The organism is Cryobacterium sp. GrIS_2_6 (genome assembly GCF_035984545.1).
Taxonomy (GTDB): domain Bacteria; phylum Actinomycetota; class Actinomycetes; order Actinomycetales; family Microbacteriaceae; genus Cryobacterium.
The window spans coordinates 2791357-2809610 of the sequence record NZ_JAXCHP010000001.1 but is presented as its reverse complement, the minus strand read 5'-3'; the positions used below and the strand labels follow the sequence as shown (position 1 = coordinate 2809610).

The following is an 18254-nucleotide window of genomic DNA, read 5'->3' as shown; positions in this document are numbered from 1 at the left end:
GTGCTCACCGGCACGATGTCGCTCGTCGGACCGCGCGCGCCGCTCGAGGACGAGGTTGCGGGCTTCGACAGCCTCGAGCACCGCCGATTCCTGATGAAGCCGGGCATGACCGGCCTCGGCGAGCTCTACGAGCAGTCCACCCTGCCCTGGGAAGAACGGCTGCGCCTGGACATGTACTACATCGAGAACTGGTCGATCGTGGGCGACATGATCATCTTCTGGCGCACCGCCCGGGCCGCTCGCCGCCGCACACGTCGCGGCCGAATCCGCGCCCGCTGACGCCCGCTACCCGAGCAGAGCCGGCACCATCACGAGCCCGTTGAACACCACGTGCGCGACGATCGCCCCGCCGAGCCGCCCGGTGACCGCGGTGACGGATGCCGCCGCGAGCCCGAACACGAATGTCCCGGCTCCGACCACCCACAGGGCGGTCGGCGAACCGGCATCCACCACGTGCAACAGCGCGAACACGAGCGCACTCACCGCGCACGCGAGGGACAGGGCCACCGGGCGGCGGGCATCCGTTGCCGCGGCGACCGCGCGCAGCATCAGGCCGCGGAAGAACAGCTCCTCGATGAAGGGAGCGATCAGCACCGGGGCTAGGAGCGACAACACGATCCACCAGGCGTCGTGCGCCGGGGCGTCGAGCGTGGCGCCCGCGGTGCCCATCTGCCCGTAGCCGGCGATCTCGAACAGGCTCGCCACCACCCGGGTCAGGAGCCCGATCGTGAGCCCCCAGAGCAGGTCGAGCGGGTGGAAGCGCAGCCCGAAGTCACGGGCGAGCGAGCGGGAGCCGCGCAGGTAACAGGCCACGAGCACGCTTCCGAGCAGCGGCACCCACACCACCAGATAGCTGAGCACCTCGACGAGCCGCGGGTCGGTGAGGTAGCCGTGGCTGAGCGCCCAGTCGGCCGCGAGCACGAGCAGGATCGCCCCGACCGCGCCGGCGGCCGCGTCATCGAGGCCCCAGCGCACGCGCCGGGCCGGGGGAGTCGCGGGGGCTGCGGGTGTGGCGGGGGTCATGCACTCAAACTATCGTGTGGGCCGTGCGCCCGGCCCGCCTATTCCGGGCGCAGCGCCGCCGAGCGCGCGCTCAGCCCCGCGCACACGGCGGCAAGGTCGGCGGATGCCACGGGCCGGGAGAACAAATACCCCTGCGCGAAGCGGCACGCGTGTTCTTCGAGCCAGTCGGCCTGGACATCCGTTTCGACGCCCTCGGCGATGACGCTGCTGCCGAGCCCGCGGGCGAGCCCGAGGATCGACTGTACGAGCGGGGCGTCGTCGGCGGCGCAGTCGATCCCCGAGATGAAGCGACGGTCGATCTTCAGCACGTTCGCACGCACCTCGCTCAGCCGCTCGAGGTTGGACGAGCCTGTGCCGAAGTCGTCGATCATGATCGGGATGCCCGACGTCTGCAGCTGGGCCATGTTCGCGTGCACCGCGTCGTACTCCACGACGTAGTCGCTCTCGGTGAGCTCGATCTTGAGTGCGCCCGCCGGCAGCGCGGCGGCTGCGCACAGTGCGAGCAGCCGGTCGGCGTAGTGCGGGTCGCCGAGTTCGATGCCCGAGGCGTTCACGCTCACGTAGAACGGCGGTGCACCCGGCTCGACCGGCATCGTCCACGAGGACGCGATCGTCACGGCGGTGTCGACGATCCAGTCGCCCAGGCGCGGCATCGCACCGCTCGCCTCGCACAACGGGATGAATTCGACCGGCGAGATGGCGCCCCGGGTCGGGTGCGTCCAGCGCAGCAGCGCCTCGGCGCCCACGGCCCGCCGGGTGCGCAGATCCACGATCGGCTGGAACACGAGGCTGAACTCGCCGTTTGCGATCGCCTGGCCGACCGCCGTCGCCGTCGCATAGTGGCCCCCATGGATGCGGGTGGTTCCGCGCCCCGCCCGCTTGGCGCTCGAGAGCGCTTCGGTCACCCGCGTGCGGAGCCCGGAGGCCGACTCGCCCGGCTCGTGGCCGGCGATGCCCGCGGAGAACACGTGGACATCCGCCCGCATCGCCTCGACCGCGGCCTCGGCTTGCCAGGTGGTCATGCCCGGCAGCAGGATCGCGAATTCGTCGCCGGCGGTGCGGGCGACGACCGCGCCCGAGTCCGGGCCGCCGAGCCGTGTGCACCGGGCGGCGAAGTCGATGAGAATCGTGTCGCCGTAGGCCCGCTGCCGCACCTCGTTGGTGAGGGTGAAGTGGTCGAGGTCCACGAGCACGACCGTCGTCACGTCGCCGGGCGGGGCGCTTCGAACGTGATCGTTGAGGATGCGTTTGAAGTAGATCCGGTTGCCGAGCCGGGTCAGGTCGTCGGTCTCCGACTTCAGAGCGCTCGTCACGAGCCAGTGCAGCCCGAAATTCGCGATGATCGCCGCGGGGATGATCAGGAGCAGGTCGATGCCGCGCATACCCGGATGCACGAACAGGGCAGTCGTGACCAGTACCGTACCGGCCACGGCGAACGGCAGCGATTGCACGATCGGCAGGAACATATAGGAGAGAGCCAGCACCACGAGAATCCAGGTGCTCATCGCGAGGGCCGAAGAGGTGGTGTCGGTCAGGTAGACGCTGACGGCGGTGTCGACCAGCACGAACGTGAGCACGACCTTGCGCACGGCCCGGGTGAAGAACCGGCGGAACAGCATCGAGAGCAGCCCGACCGCCAGCGAAACGCTCGCGATGAGGACGAACAGGCCCGCGTGTGGGGCCACGCTCTCGTCCGGTGTGCTTACGTAGACGAAGAGCACGAGGGATGCGAACGTCGTCAGGCTGCCGAGCAGCAGCCCGGCCACCTTCGGGTTGTCGAACATCCCCGGGTGGAACGTGGCCATCAGTTCGGCGCGGAAGAATCGACCGAGCGATTCACCCAGCTGTTTCCTGCGGTTCCCCAGTGACGCGCCCATTCTGCGAGCCTACCGTCCCGTCACCAGCACCCCCCATTTGCTCAGTATTCTGACCCCCATTCAGGCAGATTGCCCAGTCCTAGCCCAACGGCACGGTGCACCTGTGACACCATGACGAAGGGGGCATCTGCTGTGCCCTCGCGCACCACCGCACACGCGCACGGTAAGTCAACACAGGGAAGGCCGCCTAGTGGAACTTCGCGACTACATTCGCATCCTCCGCAAGAGCTGGGTGATGATCCTCATCCTCGCGCTCGTCGGCGTCGCCGCCGCCGCTACCGCGTCGATCGTGCAGACCCCGAAGTTCAGCGCCACCGCCAAGGTCTTCGTCTCCACCCAGTCCACCGGCACCACGAGCGACCTCGCCCAGGGCAACAGCTTCACCGTGCAGCGGGTCAAGACCTACTCCGACCTGGTCGCGACCCCGATCGTGCTCCTGCCTGTGATCGCGAGCCTCGAACTCGGCATCCCCGCCGATGTCCTCTCCAAGCAGATCACCGCGGCCGCCCCGCTCGATACCTCGATCATCGAGATCACCGTCATCGACACCGACCCCGTGCGTGCCGCCGACATCGCCAACGCCACGTCGCTGAGTCTCACCGCCGTCGTGCAGACCATCGAGACCCCCGCATCCACGGCCACCGGCGCCGAGCCGGTCTCCCCGGTCAAGCTCACCCGCGCGCAGGAGGCCACCGTGCCGAGCGTTCCGGTCAGCCCGAACGTACCTCTTAATATCGCGCTCGGCCTGCTTGTGGGCCTGGCCCTCGGTGTCGGCGCCGCGGTGCTCCGCCAGACCCTTGACACCCGCATCCGCAGCGAACGCGATGTGGAGCAGATCACCGACATCCCCATCCTCGGCGGCATCGTCTTCGATGCGAAGGCGAGCGAACGCCCCCTGATCGTGCACGTCGACCCGCGCAGCCCCCGCGCCGAGAGCTTCCGCACCCTGCGCACCAACCTGCAGTTCCTCGACGTTGGCCGCACCGACCGCAGCTTCGTCATCACCTCCTCCATCCAGAGCGAGGGAAAGAGCACGACCGCCGCCAACCTCGCGATCGCCCTCGCTGACTCCGGCGCGCGCGTGCTGCTCATCGACGCCGACCTGCGCCGCCCGAAGATGGCCGACTACATGGGCGTCGATGGCACCGTCGGCCTCACCGACCTCCTCGTCGGCCGCGCCGAGCTCGCCGACATCATCCAGCCCTGGGGCAAGGCCCAGCTCTTCGTCCTCCCCGCCGGCCAGGTGCCGCCGAACCCGAGCGAATTGCTCGGCTCCGCCCGCATGTCCTACTTCATCGGCGAGTTCAACGACAAGTTCGACGTCGTCATCTTCGACGCCCCGCCGCTCCTCCCGGTGACGGATGCCGCCATCCTCGCCAAGAACGTCGGCGGCGCCATCATCGTGGCCGCGGCCGGCCGTGTGCAGAAGGGCCAGCTCACCGCCGCGATCGCCGCCCTGGGTAATGTGGGCGCCTCCGTCTCGGGTCTTGTGCTCACGATGCTGCCGACGACCGGCGCCGACGCGTACGGCTACGGCGGCTATGGCTACGGGTATGGCTACGGGTACGGCGAAACCGATACTCTGGACCAGACCCCCCGAAAGAGGGGGCCTAAGCAGAAGGTGCGCAATTGACGATTGACTCAGTCCCGACCGGGAGTACAGCCCCCGCCGAGCCTCCGTTCACGATTCTCGTCGTCTGCACCGGCAACATCTGCCGGTCGCCGCTCGCCGAGCAGCTGCTCGCCGCCCGCCTCACCGCGGCCGGCGTTCCCGCCCGAGTGCTGAGCGCCGGCACCTACGCCATGGTCGGCGAGGGCATGCCCGACGAAGCCGCCGCCCTCTCCATCCACTACGGCGGCCACCCCGAGGCGCACCACGCCCGCCAGCTCACCGCGAAGCTCGTCGCCGACGCCGACCTCGTGGTCACCGCCGCCCGCGAGCACCGCAGCGAGGTCGTCTCCCTGCACCCCCGCGCCTCCCGCTACGCCTTCACGCTCAACCAGCTCGCCCGCCTCACCGCGGGCCTCGCCGAGGCCGAGCAGGCCGCCGCCGTACACGCCGCCGCCGAGCGCACCCGAACGGATGCCGCCGCTCCCACGGCCGCCCACGCCGTGTCCCTCGTCGATGCGGCTGCCAACCCCGCCAGCACCCTCCGCGCCTACATCGCCGAGGTCGCCGCGAGCCGGGGCCTCACCCCGCCGCCCGCCGCCCCGGCTGACGACGACATCGAGGACCCCTACCGGCGCTCCCAGGCCACCTACGACCGAGTCGGCGTCGCGATCGACGCCGCAGTCAGGACCATCGCCACCGCCCTAGCGGGTTCACTCGGAATGAGGGTCTGACCATGGCCCGCAAAACCCGTTACACGCCCCGGGACAGCTCCCGCCGCCGCGTCTGGGTCTACATCGGCGTGGCCGTCTTCATCGCCTTCGACATCCTGCTGATCATCTGGGCTATCAACTCCACCCGCGCCTCCGCCACCGGTGGCACGCCCCGCATTATCCCGTCCTACGGCGCCACGACCGTGCCCACCGCATCGACGACCCCGGCCGCGACGCCCAGCGCGACACCGGCTGCGACCCCCACCCCCGCCAGCACAACCGCGAGCAGCGGAACCATCCTGCCCGTCCCTGCCACTCACCTCCTTGTCGCGGTGGACGCGACCACCGCCTGGCGTGCCCAAACCGGCGCCTGCCCCGCCACCACGGCCGCCCCGCAACTCACCACCGACTCCGGCGCCACCTGGGACACCACCGACGCGAGCGGCCCCACCGACGTAACCGCCCCGCAAAGCCTCACCGTCACGAGCGCAACCACCGTCGAACTCCTCGGCCTCGCCAAGTCCAACTGCGCACCCCAGGTCGTCAAGACCTTCGTCTCCGGCGACAACTACAAGGCCTACCCGGAGAAGGTCGCCACCAGCTGGTATGTCGACCCCGCCAACCGCGCCCGCGTGCACGCCCCGGGCGCCGACCACGCCGCTCCCTGCGACGCCGTCGTCGCGCTCGCGCCTAAGGGCGACAAGGTCGCCGCTGCGCTCTGCGCCGACGGCCGCCTCTTCACTACGACGGATGCCGCCGCGACCTGGTCCGCCCCGGCAACCCCCCCCGGCGCGATCGCCCTCGCCCGCGCCAGCACGGGCTACCTTGTGGTCTCGGCCGGCCGCCCCGACTGCGCCGGCACGCAACTGCTCACCGTCACCGACGCACTTGTTGCCACGGTCGCTGGCTGCCACACCACGAGCACCGCGGCCGCCGCCCTCCCCGGAACCGTCGCTGTCTCGGAGGCCGGCAGCACCATCTGGCTCTGGGCGGGCGACACCGTCGTGCGCTCGACCGACGCGGGCGCGACTTTCAAGTAAGCCCATATCTCGGGGAGTGAAGCCGCTAAACACCGGAAGTATCTCCTATCAGGTTTTTACCCCCCTCAATGGGGGGTAGCCTCCGTTTGTAAGCTTATCCCTGAGCGATGCACATCGATCCTGTAGGCCAATTGGAGTCTTCCTGGTCTGCATCCGTCCGGGGGGACATGAGCGAGAACGTCATACCGCTGGCAGTGCGGGCACCTGCGCGACCTGCGAAGTCAGTGTCCCGCGACTGGCGCACCGTCTACGCACTCCGGCTAGCCATCACCGACTTCCTCGTATTGGTCTGGGTCGTCTTCGGCGTTCAGTTCTTCTGGTTCGGCCTTGACTCCGCCGACCTGTCCATCCGTCGAACCTCGCTCGACCTCGCGGTGAACTACACCGCAGTGTCCGTGGTCCTGATCCTCTGCTGGGTGCTGATGCTCACGATCTACGGCAGCCGGGGGTACCGGGTGCTCGGAACCGGCCCAGACGAGTACAAACTCATCGCCAATGCGTCCCTGCGCTTGTTCGGCTTGCTCGCCATCATCGCATTCCTCTTTAAAGTGGATGTCGCCCGCGGCTATATCCTCATCGCCTTCCCGATCGGCGTGGCAGTGCTGGTCTTTGCCAGGTGGATGTGGCGTCAGTGGCTCGGGGTGCAACGCGAACGAGGAACCTTTTCTTCGACCGTGCTCCTCGTCGGGTCGGTTCACTCAGCGACCCATCTTGCAGAAGTCTTGAGATCCTCAACCGAGGCTGGATATAGGGTTGTCGGCGCGTGCGTGCCGCGACCGGCCGGATTGGAACACCTCCCCGGCACTACAGTTCCGGTGGTCGGTGATTTCGACGAGCTGCAGGCCGCGCTGGCACTCACAGGAGCCGACACAGTCGTTATCACGAGCAGTGATGACCTGCCGGCCGCACGCATTCGCGAACTGAGCTGGAGTCTCGAACCTGGGCGCCAGCACCTCGTCATGGCCCCTGCCCTCACGGACATCGGTGGTCCTCGGATCCATGCGCGTCCGGTAGCTGGCCTACCGCTGATTCACGTGGAGACACCGACCTACGACGGTCTCAAGAATTTCGCCAAACGGAGTCTGGATATTGTCGGATCGATCACTCTTCTGGCTCTATTTTCTCCCCTTCTCATAGGTATTGCGGCCCTGGTCAGTTTGACTAGTGTCGGGCCGGTCATCTTTCGGCAGGAACGAGTTGGCCTCAATGGCGAGCCATTCCGCATGCTCAAGTTCCGTTCCATGACAGTTAATGCGGACGCCCAGTTGGTCGCCTTGCTCAAGGCGCAAGGAACGATTGATCAACCGCTGTTCAAAGTCGCCAACGATCCACGGTTCACGAAAATTGGTGGATTCCTGCGTCGGTATTCTCTCGACGAACTATTGCAACTTTTCAACGTCGTGAAAGGGGATATGAGTCTTGTGGGCCCGCGTCCTCAGCGCGGGGGGGAAGTCGCCCTCTACGATTCCGCCGCGACACGGCGTCTATTCGTTAAGCCCGGAATGAGTGGCCTGTGGCAGGTTAGCGGCAGATCGAATCTGTCGTGGGAAGATAGCCTCCGGTTAGATCTTTACTACGTTGAGAATTGGTCTTTCACTGGCGACATCGTGATTCTGTGGAGAACCTTCAAGGCTGTGTTCAGCTCAGATGGGGCGATTTGAAATCGTCGTGTTGCGAGCAAGAGCTCATGTCCGAATCAACTAAAGGTACCGAATTGGCCGAATGCACGATGATCGTAGAAAAGAATCCTGACGGTCACCGCTTGTACTACGTTCGGATTCTGGCTGAACACTGCCTCCTGCTGGGGCGCAGAGTATGTCTAGTTCTCGGAAAGGCCACAGAATCGGGTGCGGAAACGCAGATTCACCTCCGCGACCTACTCAACCGTGTAACGGTACTTGAAACGACGGACTTTAGTCAGGGCGAGGTCGAACGACTCTCACGGGTAGTGGGAGCAACCCTCACGGTAATTCCCGACGGCGATAGATTCGCGATCGAACTTGGGCGTGCTGGATCCTGGGCAGGCTCCGGAGAGGTGTCTCTTCTAGTCATGAGGGAGCGCGCGCAACCTCAACGTCTGCCCGGAGTCCAACTCGCAAAGACGCTCCTTAGGTCATACTTCTTTGCTCGCGCCCGTCGAACTTCGAACGTCCGACTTTCGCTGCTGAAGAGCGCGACGTGGGCGGGCACATCCAAGGTGCGAGTTGCCCTCGATCCGGTTACGATTCATGCGGACGAACAGGACAAGATGCGCGTCGCCAAGGCGTGGGACATGGATTCCGACCTTTACTGGTTCGGAGTTCTTGGTGTCATCTCCGTCCGCAAGAACCTCTCTTTCGTTGCTGACGCTGTAAAGCGGATGGGTGGTACGCCCGTTGGGCTTCTCGTGGCCGGCCGCGTTGACGAGGATGCGCGCTCGGCGCTCGAATACCTCATCGCGACGTTGACGACGACGGGCGTACAGGTTCGGGTCGTGGACGGGATCCTCGAAGAGCGGGACCTCGATGCGGCCGTCGGACTTCTAGACTGCGTTGTTCTTGCGCATTCCAACGAGGGTCCGAGCGGGCTTCTAGGAAAGGCTGCCGCGTGTGGGACCCGCATCCTGGCCGCTGGTGCATCGTCGCTTCGGCGAGACGTTGCTAAGTATCCAGAGTCTGCTACGTGGTGTGAACTATCGATTGGGCCGATGTCAGCGGCGATGAGGGAATGCCGCATCCTGCCCCGCCCAGAGCGAGTTCGGGATTTGGGCGTTACTGGCTTTGTGGAGTCGCTACTTTGAGCCGCACGGAGCGCAACGTAGAGGATCGAGCGAATGTCCCAGCGCGGAGTGCGGGAATCGGACTGAAGTCCGTTGGTCTCGCCGGCGCTACGGGCATCGCGCAAGTTGTTCTCGCGGCGATGTACATTCTCGTTGCTAGGCTCAGCGGCCCAGAAGACTATGGATCGATAATCGTTGCGATCGCATTGGGAATGACAGTCTGCACATTCTTGGACTTCGGATCGAATTCGCTCTGGATTCGTGAGGGAGCGAGCGGCCGACTGAACACCATCCAGCTGGGCGATCGAGCGTCAGCGAAAATTGGAATTGCCGCGATCTCGCTCTCAATGTGGACTTCAGCTCTTGTCTTCGTGCCGGACCAGTCGCTTTGGGTCTCAGGCCCGATCGCACTCGCAACTCTGACGTCCCAGACGGCGCAAGTTGGGCCACGAAGGCTGGGCAAAATTGGCATCGTCTCGATTACTGTGCTCGCGGATCGAATGGCAGGATTGGTCACTTTGGCCACGTTGGTATATGTAGTCCGTGTTGATGCGTTGACCGCCCTTTGGTGCTCACTTTTCGTCGGTTCTTGTGTAGGGTCAATTCTCTGCTTGGCTCTCCTGCCTCGCGGTGAGCGGCTGATGCTTGGCTGGAGAATTACCGTCAACCCCTGGAGGGGCTCGAAGTACTATGGCCTTGCAGGTGTCGCCGGTGGTATTCAGTCACTTGAGATGCAGGTAATCGGCGGCATAGGTGGGTCGCACACGGTCGGAATCTTTGGCGCGGTCAACCGGTGGACTCAACCCTTGGGTCTCTTGACGAACGCATTTTCATCGGCAGCTGTTCCATTTGTGGCTGCTGCGACAACTTGGCAGATCGCCTGGCCAACAATTAGGCGGGCACTGTGGTTGCCTCTAACCGCTATGGGTGGCGCCCTGTTGGCGGTCTGTCTAGCTCCTTTCGCTGTCCCCCTCCTGCTCGGTTCGGACTATGACGGCGCGATTCCCGTGCTTCAACTTCTCGCATTGGGGACAATCCCCGGAATCGCAAATCAGACTTTGGCTGTCTTTTTGCAGGCACGGGGCAAGGACAGAATTGTCTCCTACATCTTGTTTGTCGCGGCTGTCGCCCAACTCGCGGCCGTGGCCTCACTCACCGCTGTATTTGGTGCCGTGGGCGCAGCATTGGCATCATCCAGTGTTCAGTTGCTCCCGCTGATCGGTCTAACGCTCGTTGCGCTCCGAAGCCATCCGACAAGGTGGAAGGGTCGCCGCGCTTGAGTATTCGTATTCTTCAAGTTCTATTGAGCCCCCGAATTGGTGGGGCGGAATCACTCGTCGCAGCTCTCCAAGACGCTTGGGAAGACGAAGGAATCGTCGCCAAAACGGTTTACGTCGATCCAGGCAGGGCGGGAGGGCGCTTCCGTCGGTGGAGTGAGCTTCGCAAAGAGATCCGTTTCTTTGGCCCGGAAGTAATAGTTGCCCACTCTGCGATACCAGGCGTGTACGCTCGGTCTCAATTTCTTCGAAGTATTCCTGTGATTTCCGTCATTCACAGTGCACAAGACGACCACAAGGCTCTCAAACTCCTTATTGCGGAGAAGATCCTAAGGAGGTGGACCGCAGCTGTCGTTACTGTGAGCGCTGGCCAAGCAGCGGACTATCGGCGACATTTTTCTGATCGAGTTCCTGTCTCGGTGATTCCAAACGGAATTTCAGATAAGTTGCCGCTGAAGGAATTTCACGCAAGCAGGGTTCGCAGGATTTCAGAGATTGCGCGCGTTACCGATCAAAAAGAGCCACGCCTCTGGATTTCTGCTGCCGAGGAATTCTTGAAGATTCACGGTGACGTCGAATTTGATTGGTGGGGCCCCTTCGATGAGGATGCTCGCAGGAAATATCACCTTCCCACGCTTTCACCGATCTCGTTTCGTGGACCAACCACCGTCGCCGGCCAAGTGCTTCTAGAAACAGACATCTACTTTCATACATCAACCCGCGAAGCCCACAGCATTGGTCTCCTAGAGGCTGCTGCCGTCGGAGTGCCGATTGTTTGTTCGAAGAGTGTGGCTTTAACATTGCCCGACCACCTACCCGCCGCCGTCTTCGACGACGGTGATCCTCTGGCGGCGGCTGCAGCGCTCGAGATCGTGGTGAGTTCCTTCACAGACTGTGTCGCGCGCGCCTATGCCAATGCGACGCAGGTACGGGCAGTTTCCGGGATCGTGCAGTGTCGACAGGCTTATGACGACGTCATCGCCTCGGTTCTACGTCCTAAGGAGTAAGAATCAATACCTTGCCATATGACCCCTCCACCACGGAGACGGAAGCTGTCCTCGGGGACCTCGTTGAACATTCCGGCGCATTCGACCCGAGCAGCCCGCTAAGGATCGTGCGTTACGGATACGTTGCTGAGCGTTCGGCAGTCGTTTCGTTTGTAGTCCCGGTTCACAACCAGGTCACGCGCATCCGAACAAATCTAGAGGCCGCTAGAACCTCGTCGAAACTTCAAGGCGAATTCGTTGTAGTTTTGGACGATTGTACGGATGGATCAGCCGAGGAAGTGGCTTCCTGGGCCCAGAACTTGGACTATTCGCAAGGCTCAGTGAGCGGCGTCACTATCGTCCTGACCCCAAACGGTCTATTTGAGACCATATGCGACTCGATCGGTATTGCGCTGTCATCAGGCGCGTACGTGATCGAAATTCAAGCTGACATGCTCATCGACGAAGTTTCATTTGACAGCACAATGGTTGAAGTGCTCGAGGCGGTTCCGAGCCTGTTCCTGTTGAGCGGAAGGGGCGCGCACAGCCTTGACTATCCAGGTCGACGTTCGACTCGTGCCATGCTCTTGGGAAAGTCGAGATCACTTGCCTACCTCGCCTATCGGGCCGTTCATAGACGCCGCGGCTGGTATGCGGCTTCTGCTTGGGAACTCGCGCTTTCCAACTCAGTGGGTCGTGTCGGTAACCTGATTGAACTTCCCGCCGTGAGTTTGGAGAGGCGATGGGTGTACTTGCACGAAACGGTCATGCGCGGGCCCCTCGCCTTTGAAAAAGCACGGTATGAGGCTCTTGGTGGTCTTGATGCAGACCACTTTTTTCTTGGCGATGATGACCACGATCTGGCCGCACGAGCCTGGGGCGAGCGGAGTTGGAGAAGTGGATATACATCGATTTCCTTTTCTTCGCCGTTAGATGCAGGTTCCACCCGAGCTCTGCGTTCAATCGTTCAACAGAGCCGATTCGACTTCCTCAACGACTTCTACAAGAATGCGGAGCGGGAGAGCTATCGCGCATTGCGCGGTTCTAACCTGCCTAAGGCACCTCGTCAGCGAATCGAGATTCTGTAAGCCGTATTCTGACTCCTCGAAAAGTCCTCCGAAGGCACCGACGATCATGCACTCGCTCAGATCATCGGATCCATTCCTAATGGACGCCCGCAGGGCGCTCTCGGTGCGCGGCTCCTTACCGGAACATGTGCCCGTCCATTGGAACATCAAGTCGATCTACCGGGGCCATTCTTGGGTGGGCCTCGTGTGGATGTTGACGCCGACCCAAAACAGGGCCAATAGTGCCGTTTGAAAGCAGGACCACCATGTGTGTTTCTACTATGCCGTATCGGCGGCGGGCTGGTGGCTTTTGAGCCGGTAGCTGTTGCCTTTGAGGCTGAGGACGTCGGCGTGGTGGACGATGCGGTCGATCATCGCGGACGCGACGGTGGGGTCGCCGAAGACCTCGCCCCAGCGTCCGAATGACAGGTTGCTCGTCAGGATCAAGGACGCGTGTTCGTAGCGGCTCGCGACGAGCTGGAAGAACAGGTTCGCCGCGTCCTGGTCGAACGGGATGTAGCCGACTTCGTCGCAGATCAGCACGCTGTAACGGCGGAGCCGGATCAGTTCCGCGGCGAGCTTGCCGCGGGAATGGGCCTCTTGGAGTCGGGCGACCCAGCCTGTCGCGGTGTCGAAGAGGACACGGTGGCCGTGTTTGGCGGCCTGGACGCCCAGAGCGACGGCGAGGTGGGTCTTGCCCGTGCCGGGCGGCCCGAGGAGCACGATGTTCTTCGCCTCTGTGACGAACACGCTCGTGCCGAGGTGGGCGATCAGGTTCCGGTCCGCGGAGGGCTGGTGATCGAAGTTGAAGTCCTCTAGGGTCTTGTGGCCGGGGAACCGGGCCGCTTTGATCCGCAGGGCCGCGCCGGACGCTTCCCGCTCCGAGACCTCGCGGGAGAGGACCGCGGCAAGGTATTCCTCGTGGGACCAGCCCGCGTCGCGGGCCTGATCGCCCAGGCGCCGGAACGCGTCACCGATCCTCGGGGCGCGCAACGCGCGGGCGTAGTACTCGATCTGAGACGCCGCGCCGCTCACGCGAGCCTCCCCAACTCGATCAGGCCGGGACCGATATCGACACCGAACACATCGTCATAGTCCGACAGGCTCGCCGACTCGACGAACGCGACGTGGGCCTGGGGCCGGTGATGGCGGTGCAGGCTCTGGAACTGACGCCGGAGCACGGCCGCCTGGATGACATGGTCGGGGTCGGTGATGGTCAGCTGCCGGGCCCAGGCCCGGTCGTGAGAGGTGACGGTGACACCGTTGTGGGCGACGTGGACCTGCTCAAGGTCAGCGGTCACGTCCACGAGCCTGCCGATCAGGGCCGGCGCGACGGAGTAGTCGTTGGAGTGCACCCTGACGTAGTAATCCCGCGGCAGACGCACCGTGTTCCGGAACAACACGTCCGGCGCCACCGGCGACAACGGGCGCATCGCGGCCCGGTCCTGGTCGATCAGGTCGACCGGGCGGGCGCGCCGGGACCGGGAGTGACGCGCGTTGGCCACCGGCAGCCAGGACGCGAGCTGCTCGTTGAAGTCCTGCGGGGACACGAACACCCGGCCCGGCATGAACGAGGACCGGAAGAACCGGTTCCGCCGCTCGACCATACCCTTGGACTCCGGATCCCGGGCCTTGAGGAGCTTGACCTCGGTGCCGAGGGTGCCCGCGAACGCGGCAGTAGGCTCGGTGAGCTTGCCGCGGCCGATGCCGGACTCGTTGTCCCAGAGCAACCGTCGCGGGACCGCGCGGGCGGCCTGGAGCAGGGACCACATCCCGCCGAGCAGGTCCGGTGTTTTCCGAGACGGCAGCATCAGGGCTTGGAAGAACCCGGAGAACGTGGACGTCATCACCAGCACCGGCGGCGCGCCCTGCTGCCCGTGGCCGAGCGGGAGGTCCTCGTGCGGGAACCACAAGTCGCACTGGACCTGCTGTCCGGGCTCGTGCACGAGCCGGTCCGCGGGGTCCGGCGGCACGTACTCCGGCCGGATCCCCGCGACTTTGTCCCGGAACACCGACGCCGACCCGAGCCAGCCAACCCGCTCCGCGAGCGTGGACGCGGCCATCGTCGGCGTCACGGCCAACAACACCCGAACCTGCGGGGCGAACGCATCAAAACTCGACCCGACCGCGGGCCGCTGGTACTTCGGGAGCCGGTCCGTTTCCAACGCCCGATCCACCGTTCCCCGGGACACCCCGACGAGCCGGCCGATCTCCCGCTTCGAGTACTGGCCCGTGGAAAACAGTTGGCGTATCTTCGCCCAATCATCCATATTGATCACCTTCCATAATGGTCGGTGGCCCTGTTTTCAATCGGCGATACTGGCCCTATTTTCGGTCGGCGTTAACAGTGGAACGCTGGCAGTGAACGCCGTCACCGCTGCCTCGGGGACTTCGGCCGAGTCGGGGGTCCGAAATTGAGCTACTGCCAAAGCAACCAGCATGAAGACAGCGGTTGAATCGAGGGCCGGCTGGGAGGCGATTAGTGTGATGAAGATGACTGTAGCGATCGGTGCGAGTAATTGCCAACGGCCTATGAGCGGGGAAAGAATCGCCAACGCGATCGCGAAAGAGAACGGGACGCCGAATGACGCAATCGCTGCGATCAGATTGACTGCTCCGATGTTGCTCGATTGTATGCCGCCCGAGAACGGCGAGGTCAAGAGAGCGTGTAGCCCGTCGAGGGTGGCCGCGGTGCGCTCGTCCAGAGAAACGATGTTGAGACTGGCTTTTGCAGATAACCCGAGGACCGGGGCGACGATGGCGAGCCAAAGGGAAAATCCGAGGAGGGCTGCAGAGAAGGCCAGCCGGATGTAGCCTCCCAATGCCGTCTTGGCCCGACGCGACACGATCCAGGCGACTACCGCTGCAACTGCGAAGGACCCGAACCCTGCGGTAGAGAGTGGTGCGATGATCGAGACAAGAATAACTAGGCGCAGCCACTTGCTCTTACAGCCGACCGCTGGGGCAAGAAAGAAGGCTACCGCGCTGTAGAGAGCCATCCAACCGGGTTCCCGCCCAATGCCGACGAATCGCGGAATAACTATTCCATTGATATTTGATTGACTAAGGGTTGGGGTGAAGGGAAAGTAAACGGGTTGGAGGCCGGGCCAAGAGCCGACTGTTATCTGCGCAACCTGTCCGCTCCCCATGCCGCCCACAGACCACACTGCGAACGTCACTACGTACGACAGCGAGAGTGCTGCAATGAGGCTTACAAAGAGTCGGCCCGCCGTTCGCGCGCGTCTGGGATCGGCGAGCACGATGGATGCGAATAACACCGTCCCGACCAACAATGCTCCGCCTTGCGCGATGGTGACAACAGCGGACTGAGGATCAAACAAGGCCGCTCTCACAAGTAACCACAAGTAAGCCAAGCCGGCCCACAGCGAGACCCGCCGCAGCGGGGCAGAGTCTCTTCCGAAGAGTTTTACACGGCCGTGGTCCTCAACAACGGTGATGAGCGCGGCGGCGCCGACGAGGACGGCAGCAAGTAGTGAGGTGCTCTCGCCGAGGATGCTTGGCCGCATCAGGGGCAGCGCGCAGACTATGAGTAGCGGCGCGACTAAACCGGACCAGCGCAGGGATACGAGTAAGGCTACCGAGAGCCCGACTGCGATGGGGATAACCACTGTGGCATTGATAGCGCCGAGCGTCACCAGGCAAACCACAGGAACGCAAAGCGCGATGAATTTCAGCTGAAGGTTATACATGCGATTTTGATTCCCCCAAGACATAATTTCGAGCCTACGTGGCAACGGGCCTGGTTGATGCCCGGTTCAACCCCCCGAACAAGGGGAACCATCTGAATCGGCACCCTGCAAACTGACCCCGTTGTCTCCCCGTCGGCGCCACGCCCGTTGGTGATCTGCGATGGGTCGAGAAACATGGAGGTAGCGATTCGGGTGAGTCGGCTTACCTCCACCGGATATTGGCGCGCAGGACACGAGCCGGAGTGCCACCAATAAGCGAATTCGGAATTTCAAAACTCTTTGTGACGGTCGAGTTTCCAGCGACGACGCACCCGTCAGCGATGGTCACTCCTTTGAATACCTTGGCATGGCTGCCAATCCAGACATGATGCCCGATCTTGATCGGCGCCGCCATCTCCGAAAATGGCTCGCCTATCGAGCCGATCTGGTGGAAGTCACTATCTAAGAACTGGGCGTTCCATCCGACGGCACAGCCATTTCCGAAGAGGAGCCCCTTCGTGATTATTACTTTGACGCCAGGGGAAAGATACGTGTTCTCGCCGATCTCTAATTTCGCTCCTGAGCCAACATCTAGGCGGCTCCCGACGCCGATCGCAACCCCCTGTGCAACGGATAGTCGACCCCGAATGCGCAAAATCCCGCGCTCTTTGGAATCGGCGAATCCGTAGGGAAGAGTGCCCAACGATAGGCGTGCGCCGGCGAGTAGGGCAACATTTTGCAGGCCAATAATGCGGAATCCTCTACCCACAAGGATTTTGCGCCCCATCGCAAAGCAACATGTAGTTCGCATGATCGAGATGCGGAATTCGCCGAACAAGAGAGACAAATATCGCTTCAACGGGGACCAGCCTCATGTAAGAGGAAGTTCTCTTCCAGAAATGAAGCTTGTGGGCTGAGCAGTTCCCCGGGGTTCATTTCTTCCACCATGTTGAGACTGGCCAAAGAACACTCTTGACTCTGCTGAGAGGTTGTACCTTCATCCGAGTTTACTTTCCGCTTTGGTCGCCGTAGAGCCTTGCTCAACGTGGAGGGCGATCGCGAAGACTTCCGCGAACGCCACCGGAGTATGCGTCAGGATCTCCGGGTTGAAGATCGGACCCTTCCAGCCTTCCTTGCTGCGTCGCATAGCGCCCTCGATAGCGTCCGGTTGGATCCCGCAAATGAAGACACCGGTCATTCTGGCGACGGAGGCCGCGACACCGGATACGTCGCTGACAACGACGTGTATACCAGAAGCCAGCGCTTCATTGATGACCAGTCCCCAAACTTCCTCAATTGAAACGAGAATCAGAGTGTCCTGGCTGGCTAGAAGGGCTGGGATTTCACTATTGGGAAGGTCCCCTAGGAAGGTCAGTTGAGGCAGGATCTTGAGCGATGCTCCGAGTGCTTTCAGCTCGGATTCCGACTCCCCCGACCCAAGGATCGTGAGTTGGTCCGACGGCTCTCGCATTCGGGCAAAAGCCTCCATCATTGCCGTCAGATTCTTGCGTGGAATTAGCTGACCGACGTAGATGAAGCGGTGTCCGATTTCTGCTACCTGCGCCGTTGTCTCTCGCCGCTGAGAGCTTTCGAGGTGGAAACGGCTCACGTCGATTGCGTTGAAGCCGACATAAATATTGCTTGGATTGACCCCCATTGCTAGAACTGCTTGCTCGGCTGCCTCCCCAGGTACGACAACACCGTCGAGTCTTCGGAAGAACCAGGCCCGCGCCCAGGAAATGGGGCCTCTCCTGAATCGATTTGTGCGAAGCGTGGACTCGTAAAACCCGACACTTCGAATATGTAGGCGTCTAGCGAGGAAGAGAGCCTGCCAGAAGGCCGGAGACTCCCAGCCGCCGAGTAGAACGGCGGAGTATTCACCGGCACGCATCCGGAGGGTTCCACGAATTGCGAAGTACGTGGATTCCCCGATCGCAATCCTGAATGTCGGAACATGCTCCATTGCGTAGTTTGCACTTTCGAAGCTGGCCCAGTCCGATCCCCTGCGCCCGTCCCGGAGTAGGCGACGATTGCTCTCGAGTAGCGCAACGGTCAAGTTGACCTGTTTTGCGAGAGCGTCCCAGACTGGGCGTCGATAGGGGGCGGCAACGTTGGTAACCCAGAGCAGGTTCGGGATTTGCCGTATTCCTGTGGTCGGACCATGAAATTCGATTGGGATCCCCCTGCAGCTTCTATTGGCACAAGCGTTAGTGCG

The 18254-nt window shown here is 62.9% G+C and carries 16 protein-coding genes; 9 read left to right on the top strand and 7 right to left on the bottom strand.

All coding sequences use genetic code 11. The annotated features are described in order from the left end of the window. Entirely contained in the window at nt 1-279 is a 279-nt protein-coding gene (locus RCH22_RS13790; protein ID WP_327014442.1) for a sugar transferase, read from the top strand. Nucleotides 280-285: 6 nt separating this feature from the next. Here RCH22_RS13790 and RCH22_RS13785 read toward each other — a convergent pair whose 3' ends face one another. Both RCH22_RS13785 and RCH22_RS13780 read right to left on the bottom strand, forming a co-directional pair. Further along, complete coding sequence (locus tag RCH22_RS13785) at nt 286-1023, bottom strand: CPBP family intramembrane glutamic endopeptidase (RefSeq protein WP_327014441.1); 738 nt, start codon at nt 1021-1023, stop codon at nt 286-288. A gap of 38 nt (nt 1024-1061) precedes the next feature. Beyond that, nucleotides 1062-2900 (bottom strand): bifunctional diguanylate cyclase/phosphodiesterase, encoded by a 1839-nt coding sequence (locus RCH22_RS13780; RefSeq protein ID WP_327014440.1) that lies wholly within the window; start codon nt 2898-2900, stop codon nt 1062-1064. A 190-nt stretch (nt 2901-3090) separates the two neighbouring features. On the opposite strand from RCH22_RS13780, the gene RCH22_RS13775 reads away from it, so the two are divergent. The 8 genes from RCH22_RS13775 (at nt 3091) to RCH22_RS13740 (ending at nt 12371) form a co-directional block, all read left to right on the top strand. After that, the gene (locus RCH22_RS13775) at nt 3091-4533 is read left to right on the top strand and encodes a polysaccharide biosynthesis tyrosine autokinase (protein ID WP_327014439.1); all 1443 of its coding nucleotides are present in this window, start codon (nt 3091-3093) and stop codon (nt 4531-4533) included. Beyond that, entirely contained in the window at nt 4530-5243 is a 714-nt protein-coding gene (locus RCH22_RS13770) for a low molecular weight phosphatase family protein (protein WP_327014438.1), read from the top strand. The genes RCH22_RS13775 and RCH22_RS13770 overlap by 4 nt, the downstream gene beginning before the upstream one ends. Nucleotides 5244-5245: 2 nt before the next feature. Beyond that, entirely contained in the window at nt 5246-6262 is a 1017-nt protein-coding gene (locus tag RCH22_RS13765) for a hypothetical protein (protein WP_327014437.1), read from the top strand. A gap of 167 nt (nt 6263-6429) precedes the next feature. Then, nucleotides 6430-7923: a sugar transferase gene (locus tag RCH22_RS13760; protein WP_327014436.1), complete on the top strand. Its 1494-nt coding sequence runs from the start codon at nt 6430-6432 to the stop codon at nt 7921-7923. A 68-nt stretch (nt 7924-7991) separates the two neighbouring features. Beyond that, on the top strand, nt 7992-9041 hold the full coding sequence (locus tag RCH22_RS13755) for a hypothetical protein (RefSeq protein WP_327014435.1): 1050 nt from the start codon (nt 7992-7994) through the stop codon (nt 9039-9041). A 119-nt stretch (nt 9042-9160) separates the two neighbouring features. Continuing rightward, the gene (locus RCH22_RS13750) at nt 9161-10300 is read left to right on the top strand and encodes a polysaccharide biosynthesis C-terminal domain-containing protein (RefSeq protein WP_327014434.1); all 1140 of its coding nucleotides are present in this window, start codon (nt 9161-9163) and stop codon (nt 10298-10300) included. After that, nucleotides 10297-11304: a glycosyltransferase gene (locus tag RCH22_RS13745; RefSeq protein WP_327014433.1), complete on the top strand. Its 1008-nt coding sequence runs from the start codon at nt 10297-10299 to the stop codon at nt 11302-11304. Before RCH22_RS13750 ends, RCH22_RS13745 begins: the two co-directional genes overlap by 4 nt. A gap of 320 nt (nt 11305-11624) precedes the next feature. Beyond that, entirely contained in the window at nt 11625-12371 is a 747-nt protein-coding gene (locus RCH22_RS13740) for a hypothetical protein (RefSeq protein WP_327014432.1), read from the top strand. 258 nt (nt 12372-12629) lie between these two features. On the opposite strand, the gene istB is transcribed toward RCH22_RS13740, so the two are convergent. From istB to RCH22_RS13715, 5 genes are all read right to left on the bottom strand, one after another. Further along, nucleotides 12630-13385, bottom strand: a complete 756-nt coding sequence (istB, locus tag RCH22_RS13735; RefSeq protein WP_327012613.1) for an IS21-like element helper ATPase IstB — start codon at nt 13383-13385, stop codon at nt 12630-12632. Then, entirely contained in the window at nt 13382-14620 is a 1239-nt protein-coding gene (locus RCH22_RS13730; RefSeq protein ID WP_327012612.1) for an IS21 family transposase, read from the bottom strand. Before RCH22_RS13730 ends, istB begins: the two co-directional genes overlap by 4 nt. A gap of 36 nt (nt 14621-14656) precedes the next feature. Next, the gene (locus RCH22_RS13725) at nt 14657-16060 is read right to left on the bottom strand and encodes a hypothetical protein (protein WP_327014431.1); all 1404 of its coding nucleotides are present in this window, start codon (nt 16058-16060) and stop codon (nt 14657-14659) included. A 202-nt stretch (nt 16061-16262) separates the two neighbouring features. After that, nucleotides 16263-16877 (bottom strand): acyltransferase, encoded by a 615-nt coding sequence (locus tag RCH22_RS13720; RefSeq protein ID WP_327014430.1) that lies wholly within the window; start codon nt 16875-16877, stop codon nt 16263-16265. 159 nt (nt 16878-17036) lie between these two features. Further along, complete coding sequence (locus tag RCH22_RS13715; protein ID WP_327014429.1) at nt 17037-17930, bottom strand: glycosyltransferase; 894 nt, start codon at nt 17928-17930, stop codon at nt 17037-17039. Between the last annotated feature and the right edge of the window lie 324 nt (nt 17931-18254).

Excerpts from the sequence above, each read along its gene's own strand:
- RCH22_RS13785 (WP_327014441.1), bottom strand. The coding sequence starts at position 1,023 with ATGACCCCCGCCACACCCGCAGCCCCCGCGACTCCCCCGGCCCGGCGC.
- RCH22_RS13780 (WP_327014440.1), bottom strand. The coding sequence starts at position 2,900 with ATGGGCGCGTCACTGGGGAACCGCAGGAAACAGCTGGGTGAATCGCTC.
- RCH22_RS13765 (WP_327014437.1), top strand. The coding sequence starts at position 5,246 with ATGGCCCGCAAAACCCGTTACACGCCCCGGGACAGCTCCCGCCGCCGC.
- RCH22_RS13760 (WP_327014436.1), top strand. The coding sequence starts at position 6,430 with ATGAGCGAGAACGTCATACCGCTGGCAGTGCGGGCACCTGCGCGACCT.
- RCH22_RS13755 (WP_327014435.1), top strand. The coding sequence starts at position 7,992 with ATGATCGTAGAAAAGAATCCTGACGGTCACCGCTTGTACTACGTTCGG.
- RCH22_RS13750 (WP_327014434.1), top strand. The coding sequence starts at position 9,161 with ATGTACATTCTCGTTGCTAGGCTCAGCGGCCCAGAAGACTATGGATCG.
- RCH22_RS13730 (WP_327012612.1), bottom strand. The coding sequence starts at position 14,620 with ATGGATGATTGGGCGAAGATACGCCAACTGTTTTCCACGGGCCAGTAC.
- RCH22_RS13725 (WP_327014431.1), bottom strand. The coding sequence starts at position 16,060 with ATGTATAACCTTCAGCTGAAATTCATCGCGCTTTGCGTTCCTGTGGTT.
- RCH22_RS13715 (WP_327014429.1), bottom strand. The coding sequence starts at position 17,930 with ATGCGTGCCGGTGAATACTCCGCCGTTCTACTCGGCGGCTGGGAGTCT.